General features: G+C 32.4%; 19 protein-coding genes and 3 pseudogenes. 2 read left to right on the top strand and 20 right to left on the bottom strand.

What is annotated here, in order from left to right:
* Nucleotides 1-6: 6 nt before the first annotated feature.
* The gene (locus tag RRF69_RS06015; protein ID WP_316938945.1) at nt 7-1047 is read left to right on the top strand and encodes a sensor histidine kinase; all 1041 of its coding nucleotides are present in this window, start codon (nt 7-9) and stop codon (nt 1045-1047) included.
* Between the two features lie 8 nt (nt 1048-1055).
* On the opposite strand, the pseudogene purD reads toward RRF69_RS06015, so the two are convergent.
* The 17 genes and pseudogenes from purD to rnpA form a co-directional block, all read right to left on the bottom strand.
* A pseudogene (gene purD / locus RRF69_RS06010) lies at nt 1056-2329 on the bottom strand (phosphoribosylamine--glycine ligase).
* Between the two features lie 80 nt (nt 2330-2409).
* Nucleotides 2410-3183, bottom strand: a complete 774-nt coding sequence (locus RRF69_RS06005) for a glycosyltransferase family 2 protein (RefSeq protein WP_316938944.1) — start codon at nt 3181-3183, stop codon at nt 2410-2412.
* Entirely contained in the window at nt 3183-4535 is a 1353-nt protein-coding gene (locus RRF69_RS06000) for an exopolysaccharide biosynthesis polyprenyl glycosylphosphotransferase (RefSeq protein WP_316938943.1), read from the bottom strand. Before RRF69_RS06000 ends, RRF69_RS06005 begins: the two co-directional genes overlap by 1 nt.
* Before the next feature lie 33 nt (nt 4536-4568).
* Nucleotides 4569-5735, bottom strand: a complete 1167-nt coding sequence (locus RRF69_RS05995; RefSeq protein ID WP_316938942.1) for a glycosyltransferase family 4 protein — start codon at nt 5733-5735, stop codon at nt 4569-4571.
* Complete coding sequence (locus tag RRF69_RS05990) at nt 5728-6276, bottom strand: putative colanic acid biosynthesis acetyltransferase (protein ID WP_316938941.1); 549 nt, start codon at nt 6274-6276, stop codon at nt 5728-5730. Before RRF69_RS05990 ends, RRF69_RS05995 begins: the two co-directional genes overlap by 8 nt.
* Nucleotides 6276-7352 carry a glycosyltransferase family 4 protein gene (locus RRF69_RS05985; RefSeq protein WP_316938940.1) on the bottom strand — a complete coding sequence of 359 codons (1077 nt, stop codon included), beginning with the start codon at nt 7350-7352 and terminating at the stop codon, nt 6276-6278. The genes RRF69_RS05990 and RRF69_RS05985 overlap by 1 nt, the downstream gene beginning before the upstream one ends.
* Nucleotides 7349-8443, bottom strand: coding sequence for an O-antigen ligase family protein (locus RRF69_RS05980; RefSeq protein WP_316938939.1), 1095 nt, complete (start codon nt 8441-8443; stop codon nt 7349-7351). The genes RRF69_RS05985 and RRF69_RS05980 overlap by 4 nt, the downstream gene beginning before the upstream one ends.
* A 121-nt stretch (nt 8444-8564) precedes the next feature.
* Nucleotides 8565-9623 carry an O-antigen polymerase gene (locus RRF69_RS05975; RefSeq protein WP_316938938.1) on the bottom strand — a complete coding sequence of 353 codons (1059 nt, stop codon included), beginning with the start codon at nt 9621-9623 and terminating at the stop codon, nt 8565-8567.
* Between the two features lie 229 nt (nt 9624-9852).
* Nucleotides 9853-11094: an oligosaccharide flippase family protein gene (locus RRF69_RS05970; protein WP_316938937.1), complete on the bottom strand. Its 1242-nt coding sequence runs from the start codon at nt 11092-11094 to the stop codon at nt 9853-9855.
* Between the two features lie 102 nt (nt 11095-11196).
* On the bottom strand, nt 11197-11331 hold the full coding sequence (locus RRF69_RS05965) for a hypothetical protein (protein WP_316938936.1): 135 nt from the start codon (nt 11329-11331) through the stop codon (nt 11197-11199).
* A 5-nt stretch (nt 11332-11336) separates the two neighbouring features.
* Complete coding sequence (locus RRF69_RS05960; RefSeq protein WP_316938935.1) at nt 11337-11906, bottom strand: SDR family oxidoreductase; 570 nt, start codon at nt 11904-11906, stop codon at nt 11337-11339.
* A complete protein-coding gene (locus tag RRF69_RS05955) occupies nt 11896-12585 on the bottom strand; it encodes an IspD/TarI family cytidylyltransferase (RefSeq protein ID WP_316938934.1) in 690 nt (229 codons plus the stop codon). The genes RRF69_RS05960 and RRF69_RS05955 overlap by 11 nt, the downstream gene beginning before the upstream one ends.
* 5 nt (nt 12586-12590) lie before the next feature.
* Nucleotides 12591-13754 (bottom strand): CDP-glycerol glycerophosphotransferase family protein, encoded by a 1164-nt coding sequence (locus RRF69_RS05950; protein WP_316938933.1) that lies wholly within the window; start codon nt 13752-13754, stop codon nt 12591-12593.
* Between the two features lie 127 nt (nt 13755-13881).
* Complete coding sequence (locus RRF69_RS05945; protein WP_316938932.1) at nt 13882-14919, bottom strand: hypothetical protein; 1038 nt, start codon at nt 14917-14919, stop codon at nt 13882-13884.
* A gap of 20 nt (nt 14920-14939) precedes the next feature.
* Nucleotides 14940-16624 (bottom strand): annotated as a pseudogene (locus RRF69_RS05940) (DUF6909 family protein).
* Nucleotides 16625-16663: 39 nt separating this feature from the next.
* Nucleotides 16664-18304, bottom strand: coding sequence for a S41 family peptidase (locus RRF69_RS05935; RefSeq protein WP_316938931.1), 1641 nt, complete (start codon nt 18302-18304; stop codon nt 16664-16666).
* Entirely contained in the window at nt 18291-18683 is a 393-nt protein-coding gene (gene rnpA, locus RRF69_RS05930) for a ribonuclease P protein component (protein ID WP_316938930.1), read from the bottom strand. Before rnpA ends, RRF69_RS05935 begins: the two co-directional genes overlap by 14 nt.
* Before the next feature lie 170 nt (nt 18684-18853).
* Between rnpA and RRF69_RS05925 the strand changes: the two genes are divergently transcribed.
* Nucleotides 18854-20032: an acyl-CoA dehydrogenase family protein gene (locus tag RRF69_RS05925; RefSeq protein ID WP_316938929.1), complete on the top strand. Its 1179-nt coding sequence runs from the start codon at nt 18854-18856 to the stop codon at nt 20030-20032.
* Nucleotides 20033-20049: 17 nt separating this feature from the next.
* Here the strand turns inward: RRF69_RS05925 and RRF69_RS05920 are convergent, their stop codons facing one another.
* The 3 genes and pseudogenes from RRF69_RS05920 to RRF69_RS05910 all read right to left on the bottom strand — a co-directional run bounded on the left by RRF69_RS05920 (nt 20050) and on the right by RRF69_RS05910 (nt 25140).
* On the bottom strand, nt 20050-20631 hold the full coding sequence (locus RRF69_RS05920; RefSeq protein WP_316938928.1) for a methyltransferase domain-containing protein: 582 nt from the start codon (nt 20629-20631) through the stop codon (nt 20050-20052).
* Between the two features lie 2 nt (nt 20632-20633).
* Entirely contained in the window at nt 20634-21953 is a 1320-nt protein-coding gene (locus RRF69_RS05915) for a TolC family protein (RefSeq protein ID WP_316941092.1), read from the bottom strand.
* Nucleotides 21943-25140 (bottom strand): annotated as a pseudogene (locus tag RRF69_RS05910) (efflux RND transporter permease subunit). The gene RRF69_RS05915 and the pseudogene RRF69_RS05910 overlap by 11 nt, the downstream one beginning before the upstream one ends.
* Between the last annotated feature and the right edge of the window lie 8 nt (nt 25141-25148).

The raw sequence follows: 25148 nt of genomic DNA, 5'->3' as shown, positions 1-25148 counted from the left end.
AGAAGTATGAAACTTAAAAAAAAGTATAAATATGCTCTGGTTTCCTCTTTATACCTTACTTTATTATCGGTTGTAATTGGAACACTATGCTACTTTTTTCTGTATGCATCTATCGGAGCTGCAGCAGGATTTGTTTTTGTTATCGTACAGTTTGTCTTGTCTTTTTTCATCATTCAATACAGGGCAGAACGCTTTATTTATCGAAAGATTAAAACCATATACAAAGAATTTTCTAACCTCGACATTAACGAAATTCAGCGAAAACCTGTCACAACAGACATTGAATCGATTTCGTTGAGTGTCCAAAAATTTGTAAAAGGAAAACAATTAGAAATTAAGAATCTAACAGAAATTGATTCTTTTAGACGTGATTTTTTAGGGAATGTAGCCCATGAGCTAAAAACACCTCTTTTTACGGTACAAGGCTATATCTTAACCCTAATAGAAGGTGCCGCAAACGACAAGGAAATTCGAACCAAATATCTAAATCGTGCAAATAAAGGTGTAGAAAGATTGGTTGCCGTCATTAAAGATTTAGACATGATTGCCAAGTTGGAAACAGATGGGATGTACCTAGACATCGGAATCTTTAACGTCTTAGAATTGGTTCAAAATGTGTTTGACTTATTGGAAATGAAGGCCAAAAAGAGAAACATTACGTTGCGATTTGATCGAATTTACGAGTTTCCTGTTTTTGTAAAAGGAGATATTGAAAAGTATGAACAAGTTCTTATCAATTTAATTGTAAACTCTATCAAGTACGGAAAGCCCAATGGATCAACAATTGTTAGCGTAGACTCCTATACAGATAAAGCATTCATGCTAAATGTGATTGACAATGGGGAAGGGATTAAACAAGAATACATTCCTCGTTTGTTTGAGCGCTTTTATCGAGTAGATCAAAGTAGATCTCGTGAACAAGGGGGCTCTGGATTGGGCTTGTCTATTGTAAAACACATTGTTGAAGCGCACGATCAAAGCATTAGATTGCAAAGTACTTTTGGTAAAGGAACAGAAATTTCATTTACCTTAGAAAAAGCAAATTAAATTGCTTTTTAAAGTAGATCGAACCCAATATCTTTTCTATAATTCATGTTTTCGAAGTTGATTTTTTCGATGGATGCATAGGTTTTTGCCAAAGCTTCTTCGATGGAATCACCCAAAGAAGTAACCGCCATGACACGTCCTCCGTTAGTCAAGGTTTTGCCACTTTCCGTTTTTGTTCCAGCATGAAAAACAATAGAATCTTTAACAGCTGCTACCCCTGTAATTTCTTTTCCGTTTTGATAGGCTTCTGGATAGCCTCCTGAAACCAACATGACGGTTGTTGCAGTTTTGGGAAGGACAGAAAATGACTTCTCATGTAAGGTCTGTTTAGCAACCCCATCAAATAATTCATACAAGTCTGAGGCGATTCTTGGTAAAACCGCTTCAGTTTCTGGATCTCCCATTCGTACGTTGTATTCTACAACAGAAGGATTTCCATGATCATTCATCAATCCAATAAAAATAAACCCTCTATAATCGATACCGTCTTTTTGAAGCCCTTTGATCGTAGGTTTTACAACTAGTTCTTCAACTCTCGACAAAAATGCATCATCTGCAAAAGGCACCGGTGAAATTGCGCCCATTCCTCCTGTATTTAGGCCTGTATCTCCTTCGCCAATTCTTTTGTAATCTTTAGCAGAAGGTAAAATTTTATAACTCTTCCCATCCGTCAAAACAAAAACAGACAATTCTATCCCTTTTAAAAATTCTTCAATCACAACTGTTGAAGAAGCCGTTCCAAATTTTTGGTTGGAAACCATTTCTTCCAATTCTGCTTTTGCCTCTTGCAAATCATTTAAAATCAAGACCCCTTTTCCTGCCGCCAATCCATCTGCTTTCAACACATAAGGAGGTGCTAAGGTTTCTAAAAAAGTAAAGCCATCTGTTAAATTTTCCTTTGTAAACGATTGATAGCGAGCTGTTGGAATTCCATGTTTCTGCATGAATTGTTTTGAAAAATCTTTACTGCCTTCTAATAAAGCGCCATCTTTTTTGGGACCAATGACAGGGATCTCTTTCAATTCCGAATCGGCTAAAAAGAAATCATGTACCCCCTCTACCAAAGGCCCTTCTGGACCTACCACAACCATCTGAATCTTATGTTGGAGTACCGTTTCTTTTACCGCTTCAAAATCGGTAGGATTGATTTGCACATTCGTGGCAATCGTATCGGTTCCCGCATTTCTAGGGCTACAAAAAGTTGTGTAATTTTTTTACTTTCAGAAAGTTTTAAGGCAAATGCGTGCTCCCTTCCGCCAGCACCTAAAATTAGAATGTTCATGGGTTGTTGTATTGATGATGCAAATATATTTTAAATTCTGCTGAATACCGCTTTCGATAGAAAGACTTTTTATGGGAAAATCAAGAACCTGTGTTGTTTTTTGAAAACCCCCACTTAAAAAAATATTTGATGGCAGATGAAATATGGAGAATTAACAAGTGAAAATTTTTAGAGGAACCTCTTTTGAGTATATGCTCAATTTCCACCTTTGGATAATATAATTTCTTTTTGCCGATTGCATCAATTTTTTTACAGATGTCTACATCTTCCATATAGAGAAAATACCGTTCGTCAAACCCATTGAGGTCTTTAAAAATGGAGGTTTTAAAAACCAAAAAACAGCCGTGAATAAAGTCTGGGTAAAATGGTTGTGATAGGTCTTGAGTTCTATACTCATGCTTTAAAATTGCATTTTTAGAAAATTTAAAACGCCTATTGATCAAATCAAAAAGGGTGGGATAAGTTCGGCATACAAATTGGTGTTCTCCACTTGGATACATCACCTTTGGACTTATCAAAGCTAGCTCTTTGTCCATTTCTAATTGTCGAATTAAAACAGGAAGGACCGCTTCCTCAAACGCTACATCCGGATTGAGTACTAAGTGATAATTGGAATTTATATGGTTTAAAACCAAATTATGGGCTGCCCCAAAACCGATATTCTTCCCTGTAAAAATATAAGTAATTTCTTCTTGAGGAAAGGATTTTTTTAAAACATCTGTTGCAGAATTGTCAACCAAAAACAGTCGCTTTTTAAAGGGTATTTTTAAAAAAGAGTCGACAGTTTTTTGAAGAACATCGAGGTCTTCATGATACAGAACAATGGTTGCGGTTATGTCATATTCATAGACCATTAATACGCTTTTTCTTCCCCTTTAAAAATATTTAAAACCGTCAGTATGATGATTTTTATATCTAAGAAAAAAGACCAATTTTCAATATAAAAAATATCCAATCGAACCCTGTTCTTGATGTCTGACTTTTTGAGTACTTCTCCACGATATCCAGATACTTGAGCCAAACCTGTAATTCCTAGTTTTACAATATGCCTTTTTAAATACTCATCTACATTCTTTTGGTATTCGATAGACAAGCTTTCCAAATGAGGTCTTGGTCCTACAATACTCATATCACCCAACAAAACATTGATAAATTGCGGCAATTCATCAATACTTGTTTTTCTCATAAAAGCGCCTATTTTGGTCACTCTTGCATCATTTTTTATAGTATGAGAGTTCGATTTCTTGTTGATTTTCATGGATCGGAACTTATAACAAACAAACTCTTTGACATGAATCCCTTCTCTTTTTTGTTTAAAAATTAGAGGTCCTTTAGATTCTAATTTCACTAAGACCCAAAGAATGGGGGTTAACCAAGAAAGCACAAAGACACATACAAAAAGTGAGAAAAAGATATCAAAAATTCTTTTGATGTAAAAGTTTTCTGAAAATTCAAAAGGCAATTTTTTTACATTCAACACCATTAAGGTGTCATCGTAATACTCGACACTTTGGTTTTTACTGTACAACTCATTTGCATCGGGAATTAGCTTTAAAACAATTCCTTTTGCATTTGATACTTTTTTTATTTTCTTGATTTGTTCATTGGTAAACTGAGACAAAGAGCAGTAGATCTCATCAACGGTATGAGCTTCTATGTATTGAAAAACATCCTTAAATGCCCCCAAATAACTTGAATTGGATGATGCTTTATCTGTAAAAAATCCTAAAAACTGATAGCCCAAATTGGCTTTGCTTTTAAAAATTTGGATGACTTTTTTGGAGGAATCATCATAGCCCAAAACAACGGTGGTTCTTGAATTACGTCCAAGAGATCTGTAAAGCTGCAATAACATATATCCTAAAAACTTAAAGACCGTAATCGAAATCAAAATGGAAACAAGGATGATGAATTGATTGTGCACCACTTCTCCCTCTCTGAAAATTCCGAAATAGGCAAAGTAACCTAAAACAAAAAAGAAAAATTGTTTTACCAATAAGGTGAGAATCCCTAGACTTTTGGTAAAACGAAATACTTTATAAAATCCCGTAAAATAAGCTGTAAAAAGCCAAAAAAGCGAACTATAACTTAAAAAATATACATTCAAAAACTCCTTGTCATAGACAAGGTAAATAATACTATTGATTAAGATTAGATCGAGTAAAACCTGCAAGGGTTTTATTAAAAAGGAATATCTTTTTTTCAATTTTTATAGATTTCTAGACCAAAGATAGGTCGTTTAGATTAAAATTTCTTGTATCAAACGATCAATTGTAAATATTTCTGAGGCAACTTTTATTTGATTATGGTCTTTGGAATTTGAAATAAGAAGTTGCTGTAGGGCTTCTAAAATTATTTCATTATCCCACGAATTAATAGCTGTATGTAAATTCTTACTTAAAAAAAGATTTTCGATCTCACTATTCTTGTCTGTAATTACCAATATTTTACATCCAGAAGCTAAAATATTTGGCAATTTGGAAGGCAATGATCCCCGTGAAGTATTTGAAAGTTGAGGCAAGATTTGTACATCACTCTTTTGATACAATTCTTCTAAATTTTCCTTTGGAACTAAATCATGAAAGAGAATTTTTGGATTCTTATTTTCCTCTTTCAGTTGATTGAAAACCTCCCCCTGTGAAAAAAAATGAAAGACTCCATTCTCAATTATTTCAGACGCATAATTGAAAAAATTATACAATCCTGTAGGGTTTTGTTTTTCTCCCAAAGCTCCCGAATACACAACATTTGTGTTCTCTGGTTTCAAAACGGTCGTTAACTGATTCGTTATCGTATTTTTCAGCGTTATAAAAGGGTACTGTACTGCAGATTTAATTGGATCTAATTGATAGAGCTCAACTGCTGCTTCTTTCATTTCGTTAGAGAGAAAAATTAATTTATCACAGAAGTTAAAACATTTTTTTTCAATTTTATGAATAAAATACTTTACCCCTTTATTTAATAATCCTTTCTTGTTGGAAGAGTATATTTCTTGTAAATCATGAATCATTCCTACTTTTCTAACCTCTCTGTTTAGAAAAGGTAAAAGAAGATAAAACGCTAAACTAGGAGGGAATACAGGCATGATAATATCTTTATTTTTTTGGACTTTTCTAAGTTTTTTAAGTACAAAAAAAGCAAATCCAACCTCTAAAACCATCCTTCTAAAGATTGTTTTTTTGGGGTAGATTAGCGTATTTCCACCCCTTATGATTGTCACCCCTTCAATTTGCTCATTGCTTTTTATTGATTTCCAACTTGGATAAAAGGGATGAAAGCACAACACGGTAACTTCGTGCCCCTTTTCAGACAAAGACCGAACAAGGTCTGTATTAAATTTACCTGTAGAAATGGGTTCAGGATAAAAAAATGGAGAAACGATTAAAATTTTCTTTTTATTATTCACGAATTCTTTCTCTTATGATTTTGGCAGGAGAACCCATGCATATTGAATTACTTGGCAGGTTTTTAAACACACTACTTCTGGCCCCTATAACCGTTCCTTTCCCTATTGTAACACCTGGAGCTAGGTACACATCAGTTGCTAACCAACATTCGTCTTCTATCTGAATTTTTTTATGAAATATGGGGAAATCAATTTTTTCGAAATCGTGTGAGCCTGTACATAAATATGATTTTTGTGAAATTACCACATGCTTTCCAATCTCAATTTCTCCTAAAGAATACAATACTACATCATCTCCAATCCAGGAAAAATCACCAATAGATACTTTCCAAGGATAAGTGGTTCTGACAGTGGGACGAATAATTACCTTTTTTCCAATCTTAGCACCAAAAATCCTTAGTAGAAAACGTCTGAATCCATACATAAACTGGGGTGACATTCTAAAAAATGTGCCTTGAACAATCCACCAAAGCTGAACGATAAAAGGGTTTTTACCTCTGAAATTTGAGGGGAGTTGAAATGTATTGAGTTGTTGGTACATTATTTATCGAGTATTTGTAAAAGATTTTCCTCAAACTGACGTAACGTAAAATTACGCAAAAAATGTGTTCTATTAAATTCTGCAATCCGTAAAATTTCTTCTTGATGCTTGGCTAAAAAAATCAAAATATCTTCAAGTTTTCCTTTTCCCTTTGGATCGATAAAAAAACCGTTATTATTTTCTTCTATAAGATCGGGAATTCCAGCATGTTGAGTCGTAATAATTACATTTTTAGTCGCCATAGCTTCTAAAATAGAAATAGGTTGTCCCTCCATTTTGTAATAGGTGGGTAAAACAAAAATGTTTCCCCAATCTAATAATTCTTTTTTCTCTTGACCATCTACAATTCCAATATAACTTGTATGCTTTAATTTTTTTATTTTGGATTGAATTTGTTTTAAAGAGCTGTCGTCAATATTTCCTGCAATTTTAGCAGAATATTTTATTTTTTTAACTTCAAGTATTTGCAAAGCATTTAAAAGGGTAAAAATCCCTTTTTCCTTCATTAAGTTGCTTAAATAAATGATCTTTAATTCGCTGGTCTCTACATTTTGGTTTTCAGAAATCAAATAGGGCTGTGCAAAATTGGGAAGCGAAAATATTTTTTCAGACGTTAAGAAAGGTTGAAGATTCGGTTTTAAAGAATCAGACAAAACGATTCCTTTTGTAAATTGAGAAATCAAAAAATGAAACACTTTTTTTTTGATTCCTGACAATAAATTGTATTGAGTCCCTAGATAATTCCCATGAACGTGTACAATCATTTCTTTTTTCAAAAACGCCCCTAAAATGATAAAGCTTCCATATTTCAAAACTCCAAGAAACGTTTGCCCTGGGGTGATATAGATTATTTGATGTTGAAATATTCTGTATAACTGTAGGTTTACTTTTAAAAAGAAAACCAATTTCTGAAACGAAAATTTACCAATATTTTCTTTGAAAGAAGGAAATGAGGTATTTACAATGGATACTTTAAAAAACAGGTTTTTGTCAAGAATTTCTTTGACAATTTTATTTGCTAAAGAAACTCCTGAAATAGGTTTTGGAAATGGACCGATAAGTAGTATTTTTCTCATTCTGATATAACTTCAAATTTTTTAGGCTTTGAAAAGTTGTAAAAGCTAAACAAACACATGTAAAAAGAGAATACTATAACTCCCGATTGCCTTTCTAAAATATTTTCAAACAACATACTCACTGCAAAGAAAACAGATATGGATAATAACAGAACATTTTTATTACGGATGGAATCTATGATCGATTTGAGCATCACAAAAAATAACAGTAAAAAACCAAAAATACCACTACTTAAAAAGTAACTTAAATATTGATTGTGACTGTTATAAGTGATTTCAGTTAATATGGGTGCGTTTTGATGATAACATTTATCTAATTCAACCTGAACGTCTCCTAAACCATATCCAAATATTGGAGCTTCTCTTATTTTACGAATGGCACAATTATAAATTCCAAATCTTAAACTTGTTGAGTTAAATTCTAATTTTTCATTAAAATTTTGAAAGCTATATAACTCTTTGAACCTATTTGATGACATCATTAAGAAGAAACTTGATAAAAAAAATATAACGCCAAAACTGAGTAAAAAACTTCTTTGTTTATTTCTTTTGACAAAACTCAGTAATAAAAAAAATAGCCCAAATAACAAGCTCAATAAGACTCCCTTACGTTCTAAAATAAATAGTGTTGCAAAATTAATTATAACAAACGGTAAAGTATAAAAAATGAAGATTCTTTTTTTTAGAGTTAACCAAAAGTAAACTATTAAAAGGAGAGTTATTGCTATAAACATAGAAGCATAAATTGGATGCTGACTTATTAACCACATTTCATTTGTAATATAGGCTATTGCATCATATTTACTCATATTATTAGAAAACACCCCTAACTGAAAAAAGAAAAATAAAATCCATAATGAATAAAAAGTTGTCACAAATAATAGAATCTTAGTATAGTTTAAAAGAAATTTATGACTCAATATCTCATTTGTCGAATATAAGAGACCCATAGAAATTGGGACAATTAATAAACTTAATCTAGTTGTCAGATATTTATCAATACTTTCAAAATTTCTTGTATATAATAACGAAATCAAAAGTATAAGATACAATATGGACATCTGAGAAACCTTTTTAATAGGATATTTCATACTTGTACCTTTCAAATAAATGATAAAACTTGACACAAATAACACTATTACTGGTAAACCCTTTAGATTATTTGGCAACAAGGCAAATAAACTAAATATTAACAATGATATGTAATGTAAATTATTCTTGATGTCCATTTATTTTAGGTAAATCTTTTTTTATTTGATTGAAAACATAAACTATAAAAATTATACTAAAAGCATAATAAAAATATCGAACAGCAGATCTCATGTTATATTCAAAAGCATAAACTATATGAAGTATTAAAATAATGATAATAATAAATGAATAAATTCTCTTGTTATTGCTTAATAAATTTCTAATTTTTTTTTCAAAATATGAAAAAATTAGGCCGGTTAGAAAAAAATACAAAACTGTAAAAAATAGGCCAGTTTTATAAACTCTACCGTGAAGAGAATAAGGTGCGTATATATTGATTCTCATATTATCTGCATGGTCATACCAGCCAGCTAAAGAACCCGGTAGTGGATTAATATTGATTAAAATAATACTCCAATCTATTTGAGATTTTTCAACTGTTTTAATTGTAACAAAAACACCATAAATAAATGAATAATAAATATTAAAAAAGAAACTACGATAAATATCCTGTGACGACGAACCAATACTTTTTAAATAAGGAATAATTCCATGTTCGGGTAGTTGTCTCAATTTCATTATATAAGCTAATAAAAACAATGAAAATAAAATTTGAATTGAAAAACGAATCTTATTTAATAATGTATTCCCATTAGAAATAAAAATTAGAAATGTGTAAAGAATAAAAAAAAGGAATACTGTTCTAGAACCTGTCCCAATTGAAATTAAAATAAAAAGAATAAACAATAAAACACTTACTATTTTATTTTTTTTGTAAATAAAACCTAAAATTAAAGATTCTATAAAACTTAGGATTTTTATTATTGTTGTTAATGCCTTATTTCGATCGGGGATATAATCTTCTCTAATAAAGATCCCTTTTCCATAAGTAATAAAAAAAAGAAAAATAATTATTATTAAAATAATCCCCGCTGAATAAACAATAATATTGGATACACTGTACTTAAAAAAAAGTTTATCTGATAAAGACTTATTGAATAATTTTTTTGTTTTTTTTGTTGATTGATCATAATAAACAATAACACTAAATATAAAAGAAATTAGTGCAATGATATACATATTAATGGTCTTTATAAAAACTCTATTAGAAACATCATCAACATTAAAAAGAGAAAATTTATTCTCAAAAAAATAAAAATATAATATGGAAAGTATGATGCATAATATGCTAAAAATAAGATATATGTATACTGGGCTTAGTAAAAAGTATTTTAAGACTTTACCAAGTAAATATAATTCTATCAATAAAAAGATCAATAAGACAATTGATATAATCACTTGTTAGGATTTAAATTAGTATTCTTTTTTTAACCGAGAAGTAAAGTCTAATTACCACCATTAAAACATCACCAAAAACTCTTAAATATATTAAATTCAAAAAAGTAATTTGATGTAAATAATAAAGTGAAAATAATATTAAAATATAAATAATTGATGTAAAAATTAATGAGAAATTATACTCTCTGTAATAACCAAAGGCTACCAAAGAACAGGTTCCTAGAATAAATGTTAATGCTACAAAAGGACTTAGTAGGGATAATAATTTTAAAGTGGAAGAAAAAAGAATGATTGTTTCACCCCCTAATAAATAAAGTAATTTTTCTGATATCAAAAAAATTATAGCCCCCAGTATCGTACCTAAAATAACCGCCATTAAAATTAATTTTCTCAGTAATTTTTTATCCTTAGTTCTAGATATTGTCGGAAAAACAGCCTGTTGTAACATTTCAAAAGGAATCACAGCTAGCATTATAATTTTTAAACTAATATCAAATCCAGCAACTTGCTCGAACTCACAAAACTTACCAATAAAAAATATAGTCCCAAAATTAAACACTAATGACAAAAATCTTCCTAAAAAAAAGGGTAAAGATTCTTTGAAATAATTTTTAATTGACTCAAAAGAAACCTTTATCAGTTTTATGTTATAATACTTAAAAACATACCAAAAGCCAAGTAGCCCCATTAAAATAGACGAGATTACAAGTAAAAAAACATAAACCTCAACATGTGTTGTTGCTTTTACAAATAGAATCGTACTAATCAATAGAAAAAGTCTTGAAAAGAAAACTATAATTGTAGCTGGTTTTAAATTTTCTACCCCTTGAAAAAACCAAATAGGAAATAAAACTTCCCCAATACCACAAAACATAAATAGTAAAAGAAGGTTCTTATACGAAGAAAATTCATTGAACTGACCTAAGAACAAAATACAAAAAATTGAAGAAATAAACAGAATCCCTTTGATATAGAAGATTGAAGAAATTATTTCGTTAATTTTTGTGTCTTGATTTTTGTGTTCTACAATATATTTTGCAGCATAAATATTGAATCCGAAATTAATGATCATTATAAAATACTGAACTACAGAATCTACCCAAGTAATGATACCATAATTCAGTTCTCCTAAGATTCTAATTAAATACCCGGCTAAAACAATTTTAATTCCAATATTTAAAACCTTTAAAACAGTTAAATAGGAGAGGTTTTTTGCAATTATTTTGTAATCATTGTTCTTAATTATGCCCATTTTTCTTCATGATATTTCTTTCTGAAAGCTTTCTATAAAGATTCTTATAATAGCATTTGGGTAATTATATTTATCCTAAAACCTAAAATGTCTGAAATAATCTTATCTTATTTGTTTTCTTATAATTATATTTTGACCATCTAAATTATCTCCTTTGTCACTCAAAAGGGTCGCAATTGTTTCCGCAACTTCTTCTGGCTGCATAATTGTGCTTGCATCTTCTTCTGGAGCTAACAATTTTCTTAAATCAGTAGCACATCTACCATGGAGACAACATATGTTTTAATGCCATACTCTTCCAACTCATCTGACATTGTTTTAGTAAAACTAATCACAGCAGCTTTAGACGAAGCATAAGCAGCCCATCCAGGTCTTGAAGATAACCCTGCTGTAGAAGCAACATTTAAAATTTTACCCCCATTTGTTTTCATAAACCTAACAACTTCTCTGGTCAAAGTAAATACTGAAAAGACATTTATCCTGTAGGTTAATTCAAAATTTTCATCTGATGTTTCTTGTAACGATTTCGGGTTTACATACCCTGCAATATTCACTAAAAAATCTATGCTACCGTAATTTATTCCAATCGATTGAATAAAATCGACTATTTCATTACTATTCGCTAAATCTAGCGACTTAGTAAGAACTTCTGAAGTTGAGTTCATCAAGCTTTTGGTCTTATTTAATTTTGACAAATCTCTTGCTATTAAGACAAAAATACCAGTAGGATCTTGGTTACTTAATTTAATTGCAGTTTCTCTACCAATCCCTTTACTTGCTCCTGTGACTAAATAAACCTTCTTATTCTTCATTTAATATATAATCTTTATAAATAATTTCTGCAATTTTATAATCAATAGGGTTTGTAATTTTAATATTAAATTCTGTTCCTTTAAAAATTTTAATTTTTTTCCCAAAAAAATCCAAAAGAAGACTTGTATCTTCTGTAAATGTCTTTTTGTTCTGAATGGCTTCCAAATGTGCTCTTTTTAGTTTCTGGGTATTAAATTTTTGTGGTAATTGAATATTAATTAAACTTGATCTGTTTAAGTTTTCAGTAATAAAATCTCCTTTTCTCATTAATACTGTATATGGAATATCAACTCCATATGTGATATTTTGTTCTTTTGAATCTATAAGCTTTTCAAACTCTTTTAACCTGACAAAAGGTCTTGCAGCTTCATGAATTAAAACAGAAGGAGTATTAATTTCCATCAAGCCTTTTTGAACAGATTCTTGCCTCGATTTACCTCCTTCAATGATGATTATTTCGTTTTTAAAACCATACACTTTTGTCATTTCTTTTAAATCATCAATATGATTTTTATTGCATGTAATTACAATTTTATCAATATCAACCAACTTATCAATACGCTCTAGTGAGTGAATAATAATCGGTCTACCAAAAAGTAATAAATGTTGTTTTGGTATTGATTTTTGCATACGAGCACCAATTCCTCCTGATAACAGTAACACTGAATTTTTTTTCATTTTTTTTAAATTAATTCATTTAGCATCCAATCTGTAATTCTTCTAGAGCTGTCAAAATCACAGTTTTTATGAAACATGTTTTTTACAAGAATTCTTTCTTCTCTATACTCATCTATTTCTTCATAAATATTATTTAGAAAAACGATCAAATCATTATAATTGTATAGGTGATTCCCAATTAATAATTTTTTGGGATCATCAAATAAAAACCCTCTGCTCTTATTATAACTTTCAAAGTCAGCCAAATCAAAAGCTATTGGTTTATCTAAAAGTAAATAATCAATAAATACTGAAGAAAAATCGGTAATCAGTGCATCTGATAAACCAAGGATTGGATATAACTGTTCTTGACAATCTTCCAAATCCTTATTTCTAATAATTAAAATATTTTTTAAAGAATCAAAAACCTCTTTGTTTAACGCATCCATTGGATGAAGTTTTAAAATAAGAAGTATCTTTTTATCTAATAAATATGAATTTAAGATTTTTAATTCAGCTCTTTTTAGAAAACCTATTTTATTTTCATCAAAAACACCATCTATTCTACTATCAAAATTTGATTTTTTATAAGTAGGAAGCCAAGATATAATTTTTTTATATTGAGATAAATCAATCCCCTTATTTTTAAAAAAAAAGGTCTCCTTTTTTAAAAAATCATTTCTGGACTGACCTAACGGTAAAATATTTTTCTCTAAAATATTAAATGGCTTTGCATAAATTTGAGCACATTTTTGGGAAGTAACAATTAATTTATCTTGTGATGGAATGGCGCCCATAAAATTATCTTCTAGAATTCCTACTTTTTTAAATGGCATCCCATGCCATAAGTTAATCCTTTTTTTATTGTTAAAAGAAACGATATTCTTATACAATCCATGAGTATAGAAAACTACAATAGAAGACAAATAAAGATAAAACCCTCTTACAGAATTTTTTTTTACAAAAAGGATGTTAGCCCTATTTTGAAGTTCGGGATACTTTTTAGTTTCTTTTTGCAATAACCAAATAAATGAATATTCTATTAGCCTTTTGTCAGAGACCATAAAACTGAAAAGGGCAAAAGCATTGTCAGAAAGGTCAGGGAAACTAGAAAAAACAATCCTTTTTTTCTTAGGAATTATTTTGTCTAATATGTAAGTTATTACTTTTAAAATATTGTTTTTTATCAAGTCTGAAATATTTATAATTCTCTTTCAACAAAATGTTTCTACCTCTCTGACATGTGTTACAAAAGACTCGTAATAAATAGCTGTCTTATTCAGAAATAGAATCCATGTTCTTAATCCCCTTCAAGTATTACTTCTTGTAATTCTCTAAATAACGATTTAATTTATGAAAGACCAAAACTCCAATCATCAATAATGCCCCTAGAAAAGCAAATTGAAAAGCTTTGTTTTCACGAATTCCTTCGATTTTATTTCCGATTGGTTGAAAGTTTGAAATGACATTTATCACCTCATATTTTTCAGACTTCTCATTGAGTGTCTTCCCGAGTTCTTCATTTATTTCTTTACTGGATTCAAAAAGTTCAATTTCTTTAGTCGTGCTTTTGGAACCTCCTAGATCAATATTGGTGCCATTGGATTCTTTTTTTGCTTCGGCCAGCATCACCTGCATGTATACACTTCGTAAAGAATCTACTTGCGCTAAATTTTGTCTATAAATAGAATCTGTACGGTTTAGGTTTTCATTGGTCAAAATCTTTAAGTTCCTAAAATATGCATTCTCAACAACAGAAGAAATAATTACTTGATCCAAGCCTTCAAAAACATCATTCTTTTCTGAAACAACCGTTACTTTGTGCAGATTATAGTCTAAATCAGTAAAAGAGGTCTTAAACTTTTGAAAATCATAACTTCTTATGGTTAGGGTGTCTACCGCTAAAATAAGGTCATTATACCCTGAAATAATATCATTTTCATTTCTTAGGGGTTCGATGACAAACTCTTTGAGAGAAACCGCTTCGTCTTGATCTAGCCCAAAGGTTTTTTGAATTCTTGCTGTATCCTTTTGCTTGACCAAATCATTGTAATACTGAATGTCCGCATATAATTGAGTGGAGCTTTTAAAATTGGTCTGAAGGAGCAGTTCTGAGCTATAGGTTGTAGGGCTTTTAATTTCAATAAAAGCGCCAAGAATAAAACCGATGATTGTTGCTATTGAAATTTTAAGCCGATGCTCTTTTAAAAAAAGTAATAGGGAAATGATAAAATGAAAAATTCCTTTAAATATACTCCCTATAAAGTTGAATATCTTTGAAAATCCTTTTCCTATGATGACAAATAAAGAGCCTAAGTCTACTTCTTCGTCGGTATTGGGTTGGTTGGTTGCCATTGTTTTTTTAGTTTACCGTATTAATTGTTGAAAATTTGTTCTATTATTCTTTTTGTAATTGCATAAGTAGGTGTTACCCCAGTCATTCCAAGACCTCCAGAGGCCAATGTCGCTCCTGTTTCCAAAGGATTGTCCGAGGCATAATAGGCGTATCTTACTTTTACATTTTCTGAGATATTTCCTCTAATTCTAGAAGCAGATTGAATCGCTTTTTGATAATGCGCCCCTTCCATTTCTAAACCAATAACGTTCCAGTAGAATCGTGAAAATAATTCAATAAATCTTTATTCTGTAGTGAAGTTCCTAAAACAGAAATCATTGCTCCATCAAAAACCTGTACTCCAAATCCTTCTAAATCCTCTTTTTTTAACTCGTTTTTAAATGGATAGTTATCGGCTGTCCCTTCAAAAATATGCGACGAAGGAATCATAATATCTCCTTTCCCTCCTTCTAAAATACCTGCTTTTCCCATGATTGAAATCGACGCTACATTTAAGTGAATTTCTCCTTGGCTAGACTTGTACGGTTTCAATAATTCATCCATCGTTTCATAAGCCTGTTCTCCAAAAGCATAATCCATCACAATAATTACGGGACTTTCCTCCTGAGCAATTTTCTTTTCAAACGTAGTAACGTCTTGATTTATTTCACGGGTATCAATAATTTGTACATTTATATTTGTACCCGAAGTATCTTTAAGGTAAATCAATCCATTTTTGGCAGCAAAATCTTTCACGGTGTTCTGCAAATGGCTACTATTAGCGTCACTCATCAATTCAAAAAGTTCAAACCCTTTTGCCTTTTTCGCTTCTTTTGGAAGGGCTTTTTCTGCATATATGGAATTCAAGACACTGTGCATATTGGCACTAATGATGTGGATTGGTCTGTGAATTAAATTGTTTTCTAAGAGTGTTTTTTTGATATTTGCAGCCCAAATATCCCCATAAATGTGATGCCCAATTTCTTCTACCAAAACAGAACTAAAGGTGACAGAACGTTTGTTGCCATCAATCGCTTCGTTAATTGCCAGTTTTCCCAACCAATAAATAAGTTGAAAAAAACGATGTGGGTTCGCATCCGTGGCAAAGGTTTTGTCCATATCAGAAACCTCACTATAGGTTCTTCCCAAGATGTTACACAAATGAGCTAAAGTGACTTCTCGTTCTTCTTTTGATATTTCTTTTTGATCTACAACAACCGCCTCTAAATTTTTCCATTCCCGCGTAAAATCTTTTCCATCTAGAATATTTACTCGCTGATTGATCTTGTGAGATTCAATAAATAAAAAAGTAAGGTGAGTTAGAATATCATAAATTTCAGATCGCCCACGGGTAATTTCGATATTCATTTGATCTTTGTCAATTCGATAACAATTTCGCCTTCTCTTGGGTGGAACAATCGTTTTAAAATTGGAGTTTTTATAACCCTCATCTGCCGTTAAATTGATGAACTGACATTCTTCGATCCCTTCTGGCAATCGTTCTATCACATAGAGCAATCCATTTAGTTCTAATCGCTCTTCAGCTATAGCACCATAGATTTCTGGCCTTAAAAGCAGCAGGGACTTTCGTAAGGTTTCTCCAGAAATACCCATAGGTTTATAAAAACCTCTACTCAATAAATGACGCATAGAAATGTATAATTTTTCTATCGCATTGGTCGATTCTTGAGCTCTTGTTCTATCTATTTTTCTAGTTTCTAACATTCCGAAATATTTATACGAAGATACACATTCCCCATTTGGTTATTCCACTGATAAAATCGCACGATATTGCTGAGGATTATGCAGCAGTTCAACGGCCTTCAAAACAACCATATCCTCTTTTAATTTGTAGCGATATACCCCTTCTTTGTAAAAATACCTCGTCAAAATCTCTTCGACTAGAAGCGTTTTAATCAGGTCTCTATTTTTTAAAATTTCGTTAATCTTGTCCTCCATCAATATTTTTTTGATGTGTTGATATTCTTTGTCAATCCGTTGGTTTTTATCTTTCGGAATTGTATGGTATGCCTTCGTAAAAAGTGCTTCTTGTTTTGTTTCAAAAATAGTATCTTTTTTTAGATATTCTATAAACTGTTGAAAATCTGAATCTGAAAAATCAAATTTTCCTGAGGTTTCTAGCTTTTGATGTTGGTAATAATAGGCTGTTGCAAAATTAAAAATAACTCTTGAGTTGACTAATTTTTTTGTCGCTGCTGTAACTTCGGAAGTTTGAATCCTGACATCGGGCAAAATCCCTCCCCCGTCATACACGGTTCTCCCAGCTGCTGTTTTAAACTCGTGAATCCCACTTTCAGAAAAGGCAGGTACCCTGCCGTCTTTCGACCTGTTTGCATAATCTAACTCCTGAATGCACCGTCCACTTGGTGTATAATATTTTGAAATGGTCACTTTTAATTGAGTCCCATAACTTAAAGTGCGGTATCGCTGTACCAATCCTTTTCCAAAAGTTCGCTGTCCCATAATCACCGCTCGGTCATAATCTTGCAGCGAACCACTCACAATTTCTGAAGCAGATGCTGATGTTTCATTAACCAATACCACTAATGGCATTTCAAGATCTAAAGGCTCGTTTTGGGTAAGGTAAGTGTTGCTCCATTTTTTTACTTTGCCCTTGGTTGTCACAATTTTCTTCCCCTTGGAAAGAAAAAAATTAGAGATATGAATCGCCTCTAAGAGAGATCCTCCAGGGTTTGATCTTAAATCAAAAACCAGGTTTTTCATTCCTAGTTTCTTTAATTTTCTGTACGCCTTTTTAACTTCCTTCGAGGCTTGATCTGTAAATTGTGTGAGGGTAATATATCCTGTTTCTCCGTCAATCATTTCGGCAAAAGGAACAGGATTTACAACAATTCGATCTCTGGTCAATTCTTTAGTCAGAAGCTTTCCTTGTCGCTCAATTTCAACCCTAAACCTACTGTTTGGAACACCTTCTAAATACATCGAAAGCTCCTCTGGAGCCCTATCCTTCAAAGACTGCCCATCAACAGAAAGCAGAATGTCTCCTGCTTTTAAATCAGCTTTATCTGCCGAAAATCCTTTGTAAATTTCAGTAAGTTGAATTCCTTTTTTAGTATAATATACTTCAACGCCAATTCCTCCATACGATCCCGCTCTTCGAATTTTTGCGTCTTCGACATCTTGCTCATTGTAAAAATTAGTATAGGGGTCTAACTCTTTTAAAGTGTTTTTAATGGCCTTATTGGTAAATTCAGCTGGATTGATTTCATCAATATAATACAAATTCAGTTCCTTGAATAAGGTGGTGTAAATTTCTATTTGTTTGGCGACTTCAAAAAATTTTGATTGAAAAGAATAGGTCAAAAAAATACTGACAACGATTAGTACAACAGTTGTAGATCTGTTCAATTTAAAGTGTTTCATTTTTTTTACTTTTAGTTTCCTTGACAAATAATGTCAGTAGTATTTTCATCTTCAAATATACTTCTTGGTATGGAACTTCTTCCTTTCCAAGATACGAAATCATAAAAACATAGGGATCTTCTAGTTGATCATAAACAATTTCTTTTTGCAACCGATAGGCCTCGCGCATTAATCGCTTAATTCGGTTTCGATCTACAGCCAATTTAAAATTTCTTTTCGCTACAGAAACACCTACTTGTGCAGGAAAATCAGAAGTATGTGCTGTTTGTAGATACATCATTCGCAACGGGAACAATTTTACCGAATTCCCATCCTGATACAATTTCTCTATAAGCTTTTTACTTTTTAACCGCTCCAATTTACCTAAGGTGTGCTTCATCACTACAAACTTAAAAGAAAACTATAACTTTTTGTCCATTTCCAACCCTTAACTTTAAAAAAGTTGCGTATTTTTAACTTCATTTCAATAAATTATTTCCCAATAGAATTGTTAAATATCAAACAATATTTAATATTTTTGTTAAAATTTACTAAATCGTTGTAAAACCGATGAAACCAGATCTATTTCAAGCACCCGATTATTATAATATTGATGATTTATTAACGGAAGAACACAGGTTGATTCGAGAAGCTGCACGTGATTGGGTAAAACGAGATGTTTCTCCCATTATCGAAGAATATGCCCAAAAAGCAGAATTTCCAACGCAAATCATTGCTGGATTGGCAGAAATTGGTGCTTTTGGCCCTTATATTCCTGAAGAATATGGTGGGGCAGGATTGGATCAAATTTCATACGGATTGATCATGCAAGAAATTGAACGCGGAGATTCTGGAGTTAGATCTACTGCCTCTGTGCAATCTTCTTTAGTGATGTATCCAATTTACGCCTATGGAAATGAAGCACAGCGCACAAAATATTTACCAAAATTAGCAACCGGAGAATGGATGGGCTGTTTTGGGTTGACAGAACCAAATCACGGTTCGAATCCTTCAGGAATGACAACAAATTATAAAGATATGGGAGATCACTATCTTTTAAATGGTGCAAAAATGTGGATTTCCAATGCACCTTTTGCTCAAGTTGCTGTGGTATGGGCAAAAAACGAAGAAGGACGAATTCATGGACTAATTGTAGAACGTGGAATGGAAGGATTTTCGACGCCTGAAACTCATAACAAATGGTCTTTAAGAGCTTCTGCCACTGGCGAGCTTATTTTTGACAATGTAAAGGTTCCTAAAGAAAATTTATTGCCAAACAAATCGGGATTGGGTGCGCCATTAGGCTGTTTAGACTCTGCTAGATATGGAATTGCCTTAGGTGCTATTGGAGCAGCAATGGACTGCTATGATACCGCTTTGCGCTATGTAAAAGAACGAGAGCAATTTGGAAAACCTATTGGTCAGTTTCAATTGCAACAAAAAAAATTAGCAGAAATGATCACTGAAATTACCAAAGCACAATTATTGGCTTGGCGTTTAGGAACCTTAAAAAACGAGGGCAAGGCAACCTCTGCCCAAATTTCTATGGCCAAACGAAACAATGTAGACATGGCCATTCATATTGCCAGAGAAGCTCGACAAATGCTTGGTGGTATGGGAATTACTGGCGAATATTCTATCATGCGTCATATGATGAATTTAGAAAGCGTAATAACCTATGAAGGAACTCACGATATTCATCTACTAATCACTGGATTTGACATTACAGGCTTGAACGCCTTTAAATAAAAATTAAGGATTCCTTGTTATTTTTTAATCAGCTGAACAAATAGCTCCATTCCCTGTCTATTGGGATAAGAATTATAACAAGGATCCATCTTCACAATCTGAAAATAGGGCTGAAAATACGTCAAATATTCTTCCTTTGTCCCACCAAAAGGAGGATGATCTTCGTTCAATACTGCCTCAAAAAGTAATCCAACAATTTTGCCTTTTGGTGTTAAGATTGACTCCATTTTCTGAGCATACTGTAGCCTTAAACTTGGATCTATTGCACAAAAAAAGGTTTGTTCTATCACCAAATCAAAAGAATCTTCAATCTCAAAAAAATTGGCATGAAGTAACTGCGTTGTTGGAAAATTGGGCACTCGTTTTTTGATGTTTTCTAAAGCAATTTTTGATATATCAAGCACAAAAACATTTTCAAAGCCTTTCGAAAACAAATATTCTGCCTCATAGGAATTGCCACCACCTGTAATTAAAATTTTGAGTTCTTTGTTTTCAATTTGATCAAAATAGGCCTTTAAAGGCGGTGAAATTACGCCTAAATCCCATCCTGTTTTCTGATCTTTATATTTGGTGTTCCAAAAGGTTTCTGATAATTTCATTGTTAAAATTGAACATTTAAAATGTCTCCACTCAATTGTAACAGCTGAATTTCAATCAATTTGGCGTCAAACTTCGCGTTGTTAAAGGCGGTTTTTGAATTGATAAAATTGATTTGTGCTTGTCGAAATTCAATGGAAGTAACTTGCCCTAATTGATACTGAGCCTGAGTTCTTTCAAAATTATTTTTTGTAGTGAGTACATTGGCTTCTTGTGCTTGTAAGATAAACAATTGATTTTGATAATTATCCCAAGTATTTTTCAAGGTATTTTTGATATTGAGTTTTTGTTGTTCGAGTGCAATTTGCTGATTCTCTCGAGCAATTTTGGCATTGGAAACTCTGGTCTTGTTCAGGCCTCCATCAAACAAATTCCACGATAAATTTAAACCCGCATTCAATCCATTAGAGGTTGAACCCGCTAAAAAAGAAGTGGCTGGATTTTCACTCATGTTCCAGCCATAGGAAGTATTCAGCCCTAAAGATGGTAAGTAGTTTGCCTTGTTTATTTTAATATTAAAATCACTGATTGCGATGTTCTTTTCATTTTGTTTTAAAGTGGTGTTTTGTAGAAGTGCCTTCTGATGCAAATCTTCAAAATTCAACAAGCTATTAAAATGGACCTGAGTTTCTACTTCATAATCCAACTCTTTTTCGACTCCTAAAACAAAATTCAATCCCCGTTTGGCTGAACTTAGTAACTGCACTGCACTCATCAAGGCTATACTATCATTATTGACATCTACTTTGGCGTTTAATAACGCCAATTGTGTTGATTGTCCATATTCATATTGATAGGTAGCTCTTTGTAAACGTGTTTTAGAAATTTGCAAAGCCTCTTCCAAATTGTTTTTGTTTTCAGAAAATCTAGCAATTTGAAAATAGGCTGTAAACAATTGAAAATACGTGTTTTCAATGGTTTCTCTTGCCTGCAAAGCACTTAGATTGTATGTTTCTTTTAACTGCTGATAATTGTATTTTCTTCCCAAACCATCAAAGAGCGTGTAATTTAGATTTACAGAACTATTGTATGATTTTGTAATCGCAGCATCAATACTCGTCGCACTTCCGTCTTGACGAGTAATGGTCTGATTGTCTCTTCTGAAATTGGCTCCAGAGGAAAGGGCTACTGAAGGCAAATACCGAGTATTGTAAATGCTCGAATTATTTTTGGCAATTTCTAAATTATTTTTGGCAATTTGAATCCCAAAATTATTTTCTAAGGTAATTACAAGAGCGTCTTCTTTGGTCAAAATTTCTTGTGAAAAACCCTCTAAAACGGTAATACAAATCAGTACTAAAATATAGTGTTTATTAAATTTCATCTTCATCAAATTTAGATTCGATAATGGCTCTTTCTACTTCTTCTCTAGTTATTTTTTGATTGGTGCGTAACCATTTTACCCAAACTTTTATTGTGTTTGAAACCGAAAGTAACAAGGGTAACATTACTAGGGTTAAAATTGTAGCTATCAAAATCCCATAGGCAATAGAAATTGCCATTGGAATTAAAAATTGTGCCTGCCTACTTTTTTCGAATATTAACGGAGCAAGACCCGCAATCGTAGTCAATGAGGTTAAGAAAATAGCTCTAAAACGAGATTGCCCAGCTTTGATCAATGCCACATCGAATTTCATGCCGTCTTTGAGGTAGCTGTTAAACTTTCCGATTAAAACCAACCCATCGTTGACCATAATTCCAACAAGAGCAATAATTCCTAAAAAGGATAAAATTCCAATGGCAAAATTGTGTAAATAATGCCCCCAAATTACTCCAATCATGCTAAAAGGAATCATTACGATAAGCAATATGGGTTGGGAGTAGGAACGAAACGTAAAGGCAATAACAATATAAATGAGCCCTAAAATAACCCACCCTACTTTTCCTAAAGAATCTGTTGTTTTTTTTGCCTCTCGATTTTGCCCTTCATACAAAGGAGAAACCGTGGGATATTTTGACAAGATTTCTGGCAGAATAGTGGTTTTAATATCCTCTAAGATTTCCGTTTCACTAGCGCTTAAATCTTTTAAATCTGCCGTGATTTGAATTTCTCGTTTCCCTTCCAAATGGTTGATTGCAATATCTCCACGTTCTATAGTATAGGTCGCTATTTCTGAAAAAGGAATTCGATTTCCAGATGGAGTGATCAGGCGCATATCATCTAAGTTTTTAATAGAAGATCGGTCTTTTTTATCATAGCGAACCCAAACTTTGATTTCGTCTTGACCCCTCTGAAAACGTTGGGCTTGAAAACCAAAAAATCCATTTCGTACCTGTGCCATGACCGATTGCAAATTGAGCCCAAGCAAATAGGCATTGTCTTTTAGTTGAATGCGTACCTCTTTGATCCCTGCAGGATCATTGTCTGCCACATCCTTTAAAACAGGGTTGTTTTCTAAGACTTGTTTTAATTCTTTTTTCACAGCTTTTAATTCGGAAATATTATTTCCCAACAAAGAAACTGCAACAGGGCTTCCTCCAAAATTACCTCCAGAACCAAAAACCAAATTTTCTACACCATATACCTTCCCAACAAGTTCCTCAATGGCATTCGTAATTTCAGGTGAAGAAAAATCACGAGATTCTCCAGGAGTAAATTGATGGTCAAAGTCGCATTGGCACTTCCGGGACCAACCCTTTTCAGGGTGTTTTGAACAACTTGTAGGTTTCCTGTCTGCTTTTGGGTGTATTCCTTATTGACCAGCCATACTTTCTCTTCAATAAAAGAAATTACCGAATCGGTGATTTTCTCATTGGTTCCTTGAGGCATGTTTAAGGTAACTTGTACTCGGTCACTGGCAATTCTTGGGAAAAAGGAACTTTTTATAATTCCTGCTGTCAATGACGAAAAGCTGATTAAAAGTGTAGCAACAAAAATGCAGAAAACAAAAAACTTATGCTGTAATGAAAATTTCAAAAAAGGCACATAGTACTGATCTCTAAATTTGCCCAATACAGTATCTGCTTTTTTGTTTATTTTTTTAAAGAAAACATCTACCTTATTTGTGTTAAATGCATCTCCTTTTTCTAATTTTTTTCGATCCAACGCTTTGGAATGAGCAATATGTGCGGGTAAAATAATGAGCGCTTCAATTAAAGAAACGCTCAGAGTTAACAATACAATTGTAGAGACCTCACTGAAAAAACTCCCAATGTTACCGTCTACAAAAAAGAACGTCGAAAAAGCGATAATGGTCGTTAGAATTGCTGAAACAATTGGTGGAATTACCTCCATTGTTCCATCTATTGCTGCTTTAATTTTTGATTTGCCCAAGTCATAATAATGATGATAAATGTTTTCACCAATTACAATTCCATCATCTACTAAAATTCCGATTACGATGATCATTCCAAACAGGGATAACACATTGATTGTTACTCCAAATTGTGCTGCAAAAACAAACATCCCTAAAAAGGCAACGGGCAACCCAAAAGCAACCCAAATTGCCAATCTTAAATTTAAGAATAATGCTAAGAAAAATAGAACCAAAAGAATCCCAGAAATGGCATTTTTAGTCAAAAGCCAGGTTCGGTCTTTTAAGGTTGTACTCCGATCGCTAGTTACACTTAATTGAACGTTTTGCTGTTGCTGATTGTACTTTTCAATGTACTCGTTTATTTTATCTGCTGAAGAAATAAGGTCTTCATTATTGGTATTACTGACTGTGATATCAATTGCTAAGTTGCCGTTAAAATATAATCGATCTGGATTTTCAGACTAAGGTGTCTCGCAATGTTGCTATATCTTTTAGACGAATAATGGTCCCGTTAGACTCAGTTCTCACAATTAAATTCTGAAGTTCTACTCCATAATACGATCGGTTACTTGCTCTGATAAGATAATCTTCCTCAGCAGTTTTAATGTTTCCTCCAGTAATTAATAAATTGGCATTTTGAATTGCAGTTGCAACTTCTGTAAAAGACAATTTAAAGGCACGTAAATCCTTCTCTCTAAGCGCAATTTCGATTTCTTCTTCTGGGAACCCCGAAAGAGCTACTTGAGAAATTCCTTCAATTCCTCGGATGTCATTTTCTACATTCCGGGCATAATCTTTTAACGATTTTAAAGAAACATTATCGCCACTTAATGTAAAACTAATGGTCGGTCGAATGTTTTCTACCTTTGCAATTACTGGGGGTTCCATTCCAGAAGGAAAAGAGGGTACTCTATCTACCGCATTCTTTACGTCAGACAAAACAACGTCGATATTCTTTCCTTTTTCAACCTCTATATTTACATTTGCAGAATTTTCTCTAGAAACAGAAGTAACTCTTTCTACCCCTACAATTCCTTTTAAATTATCTTCAATCTTTAAAACAACTCCCTCTTCCATTTCGGCAGGTGAAGCTCCTGGATAGACCAAACTAATTCGAATTAACTGCGAGTCAGTCAGCGGAAAAAAAGAAGATTTTAAATTCAGAGCACCAATAACACCAAAAACAAGAAATGCAATGATGATAACGTTTACCGCTACTGGATATTTGATAAAATACGTAATGATTTTTCTCATGGTTTACT

Origin of the sequence: Polaribacter sp. HL-MS24, assembly GCF_032758595.1 — a bacterium.
GTDB lineage: Bacteria > Bacteroidota > Bacteroidia > Flavobacteriales > Flavobacteriaceae > Polaribacter.
This window is presented reverse-complemented; position numbering and strand designations above follow the sequence as displayed.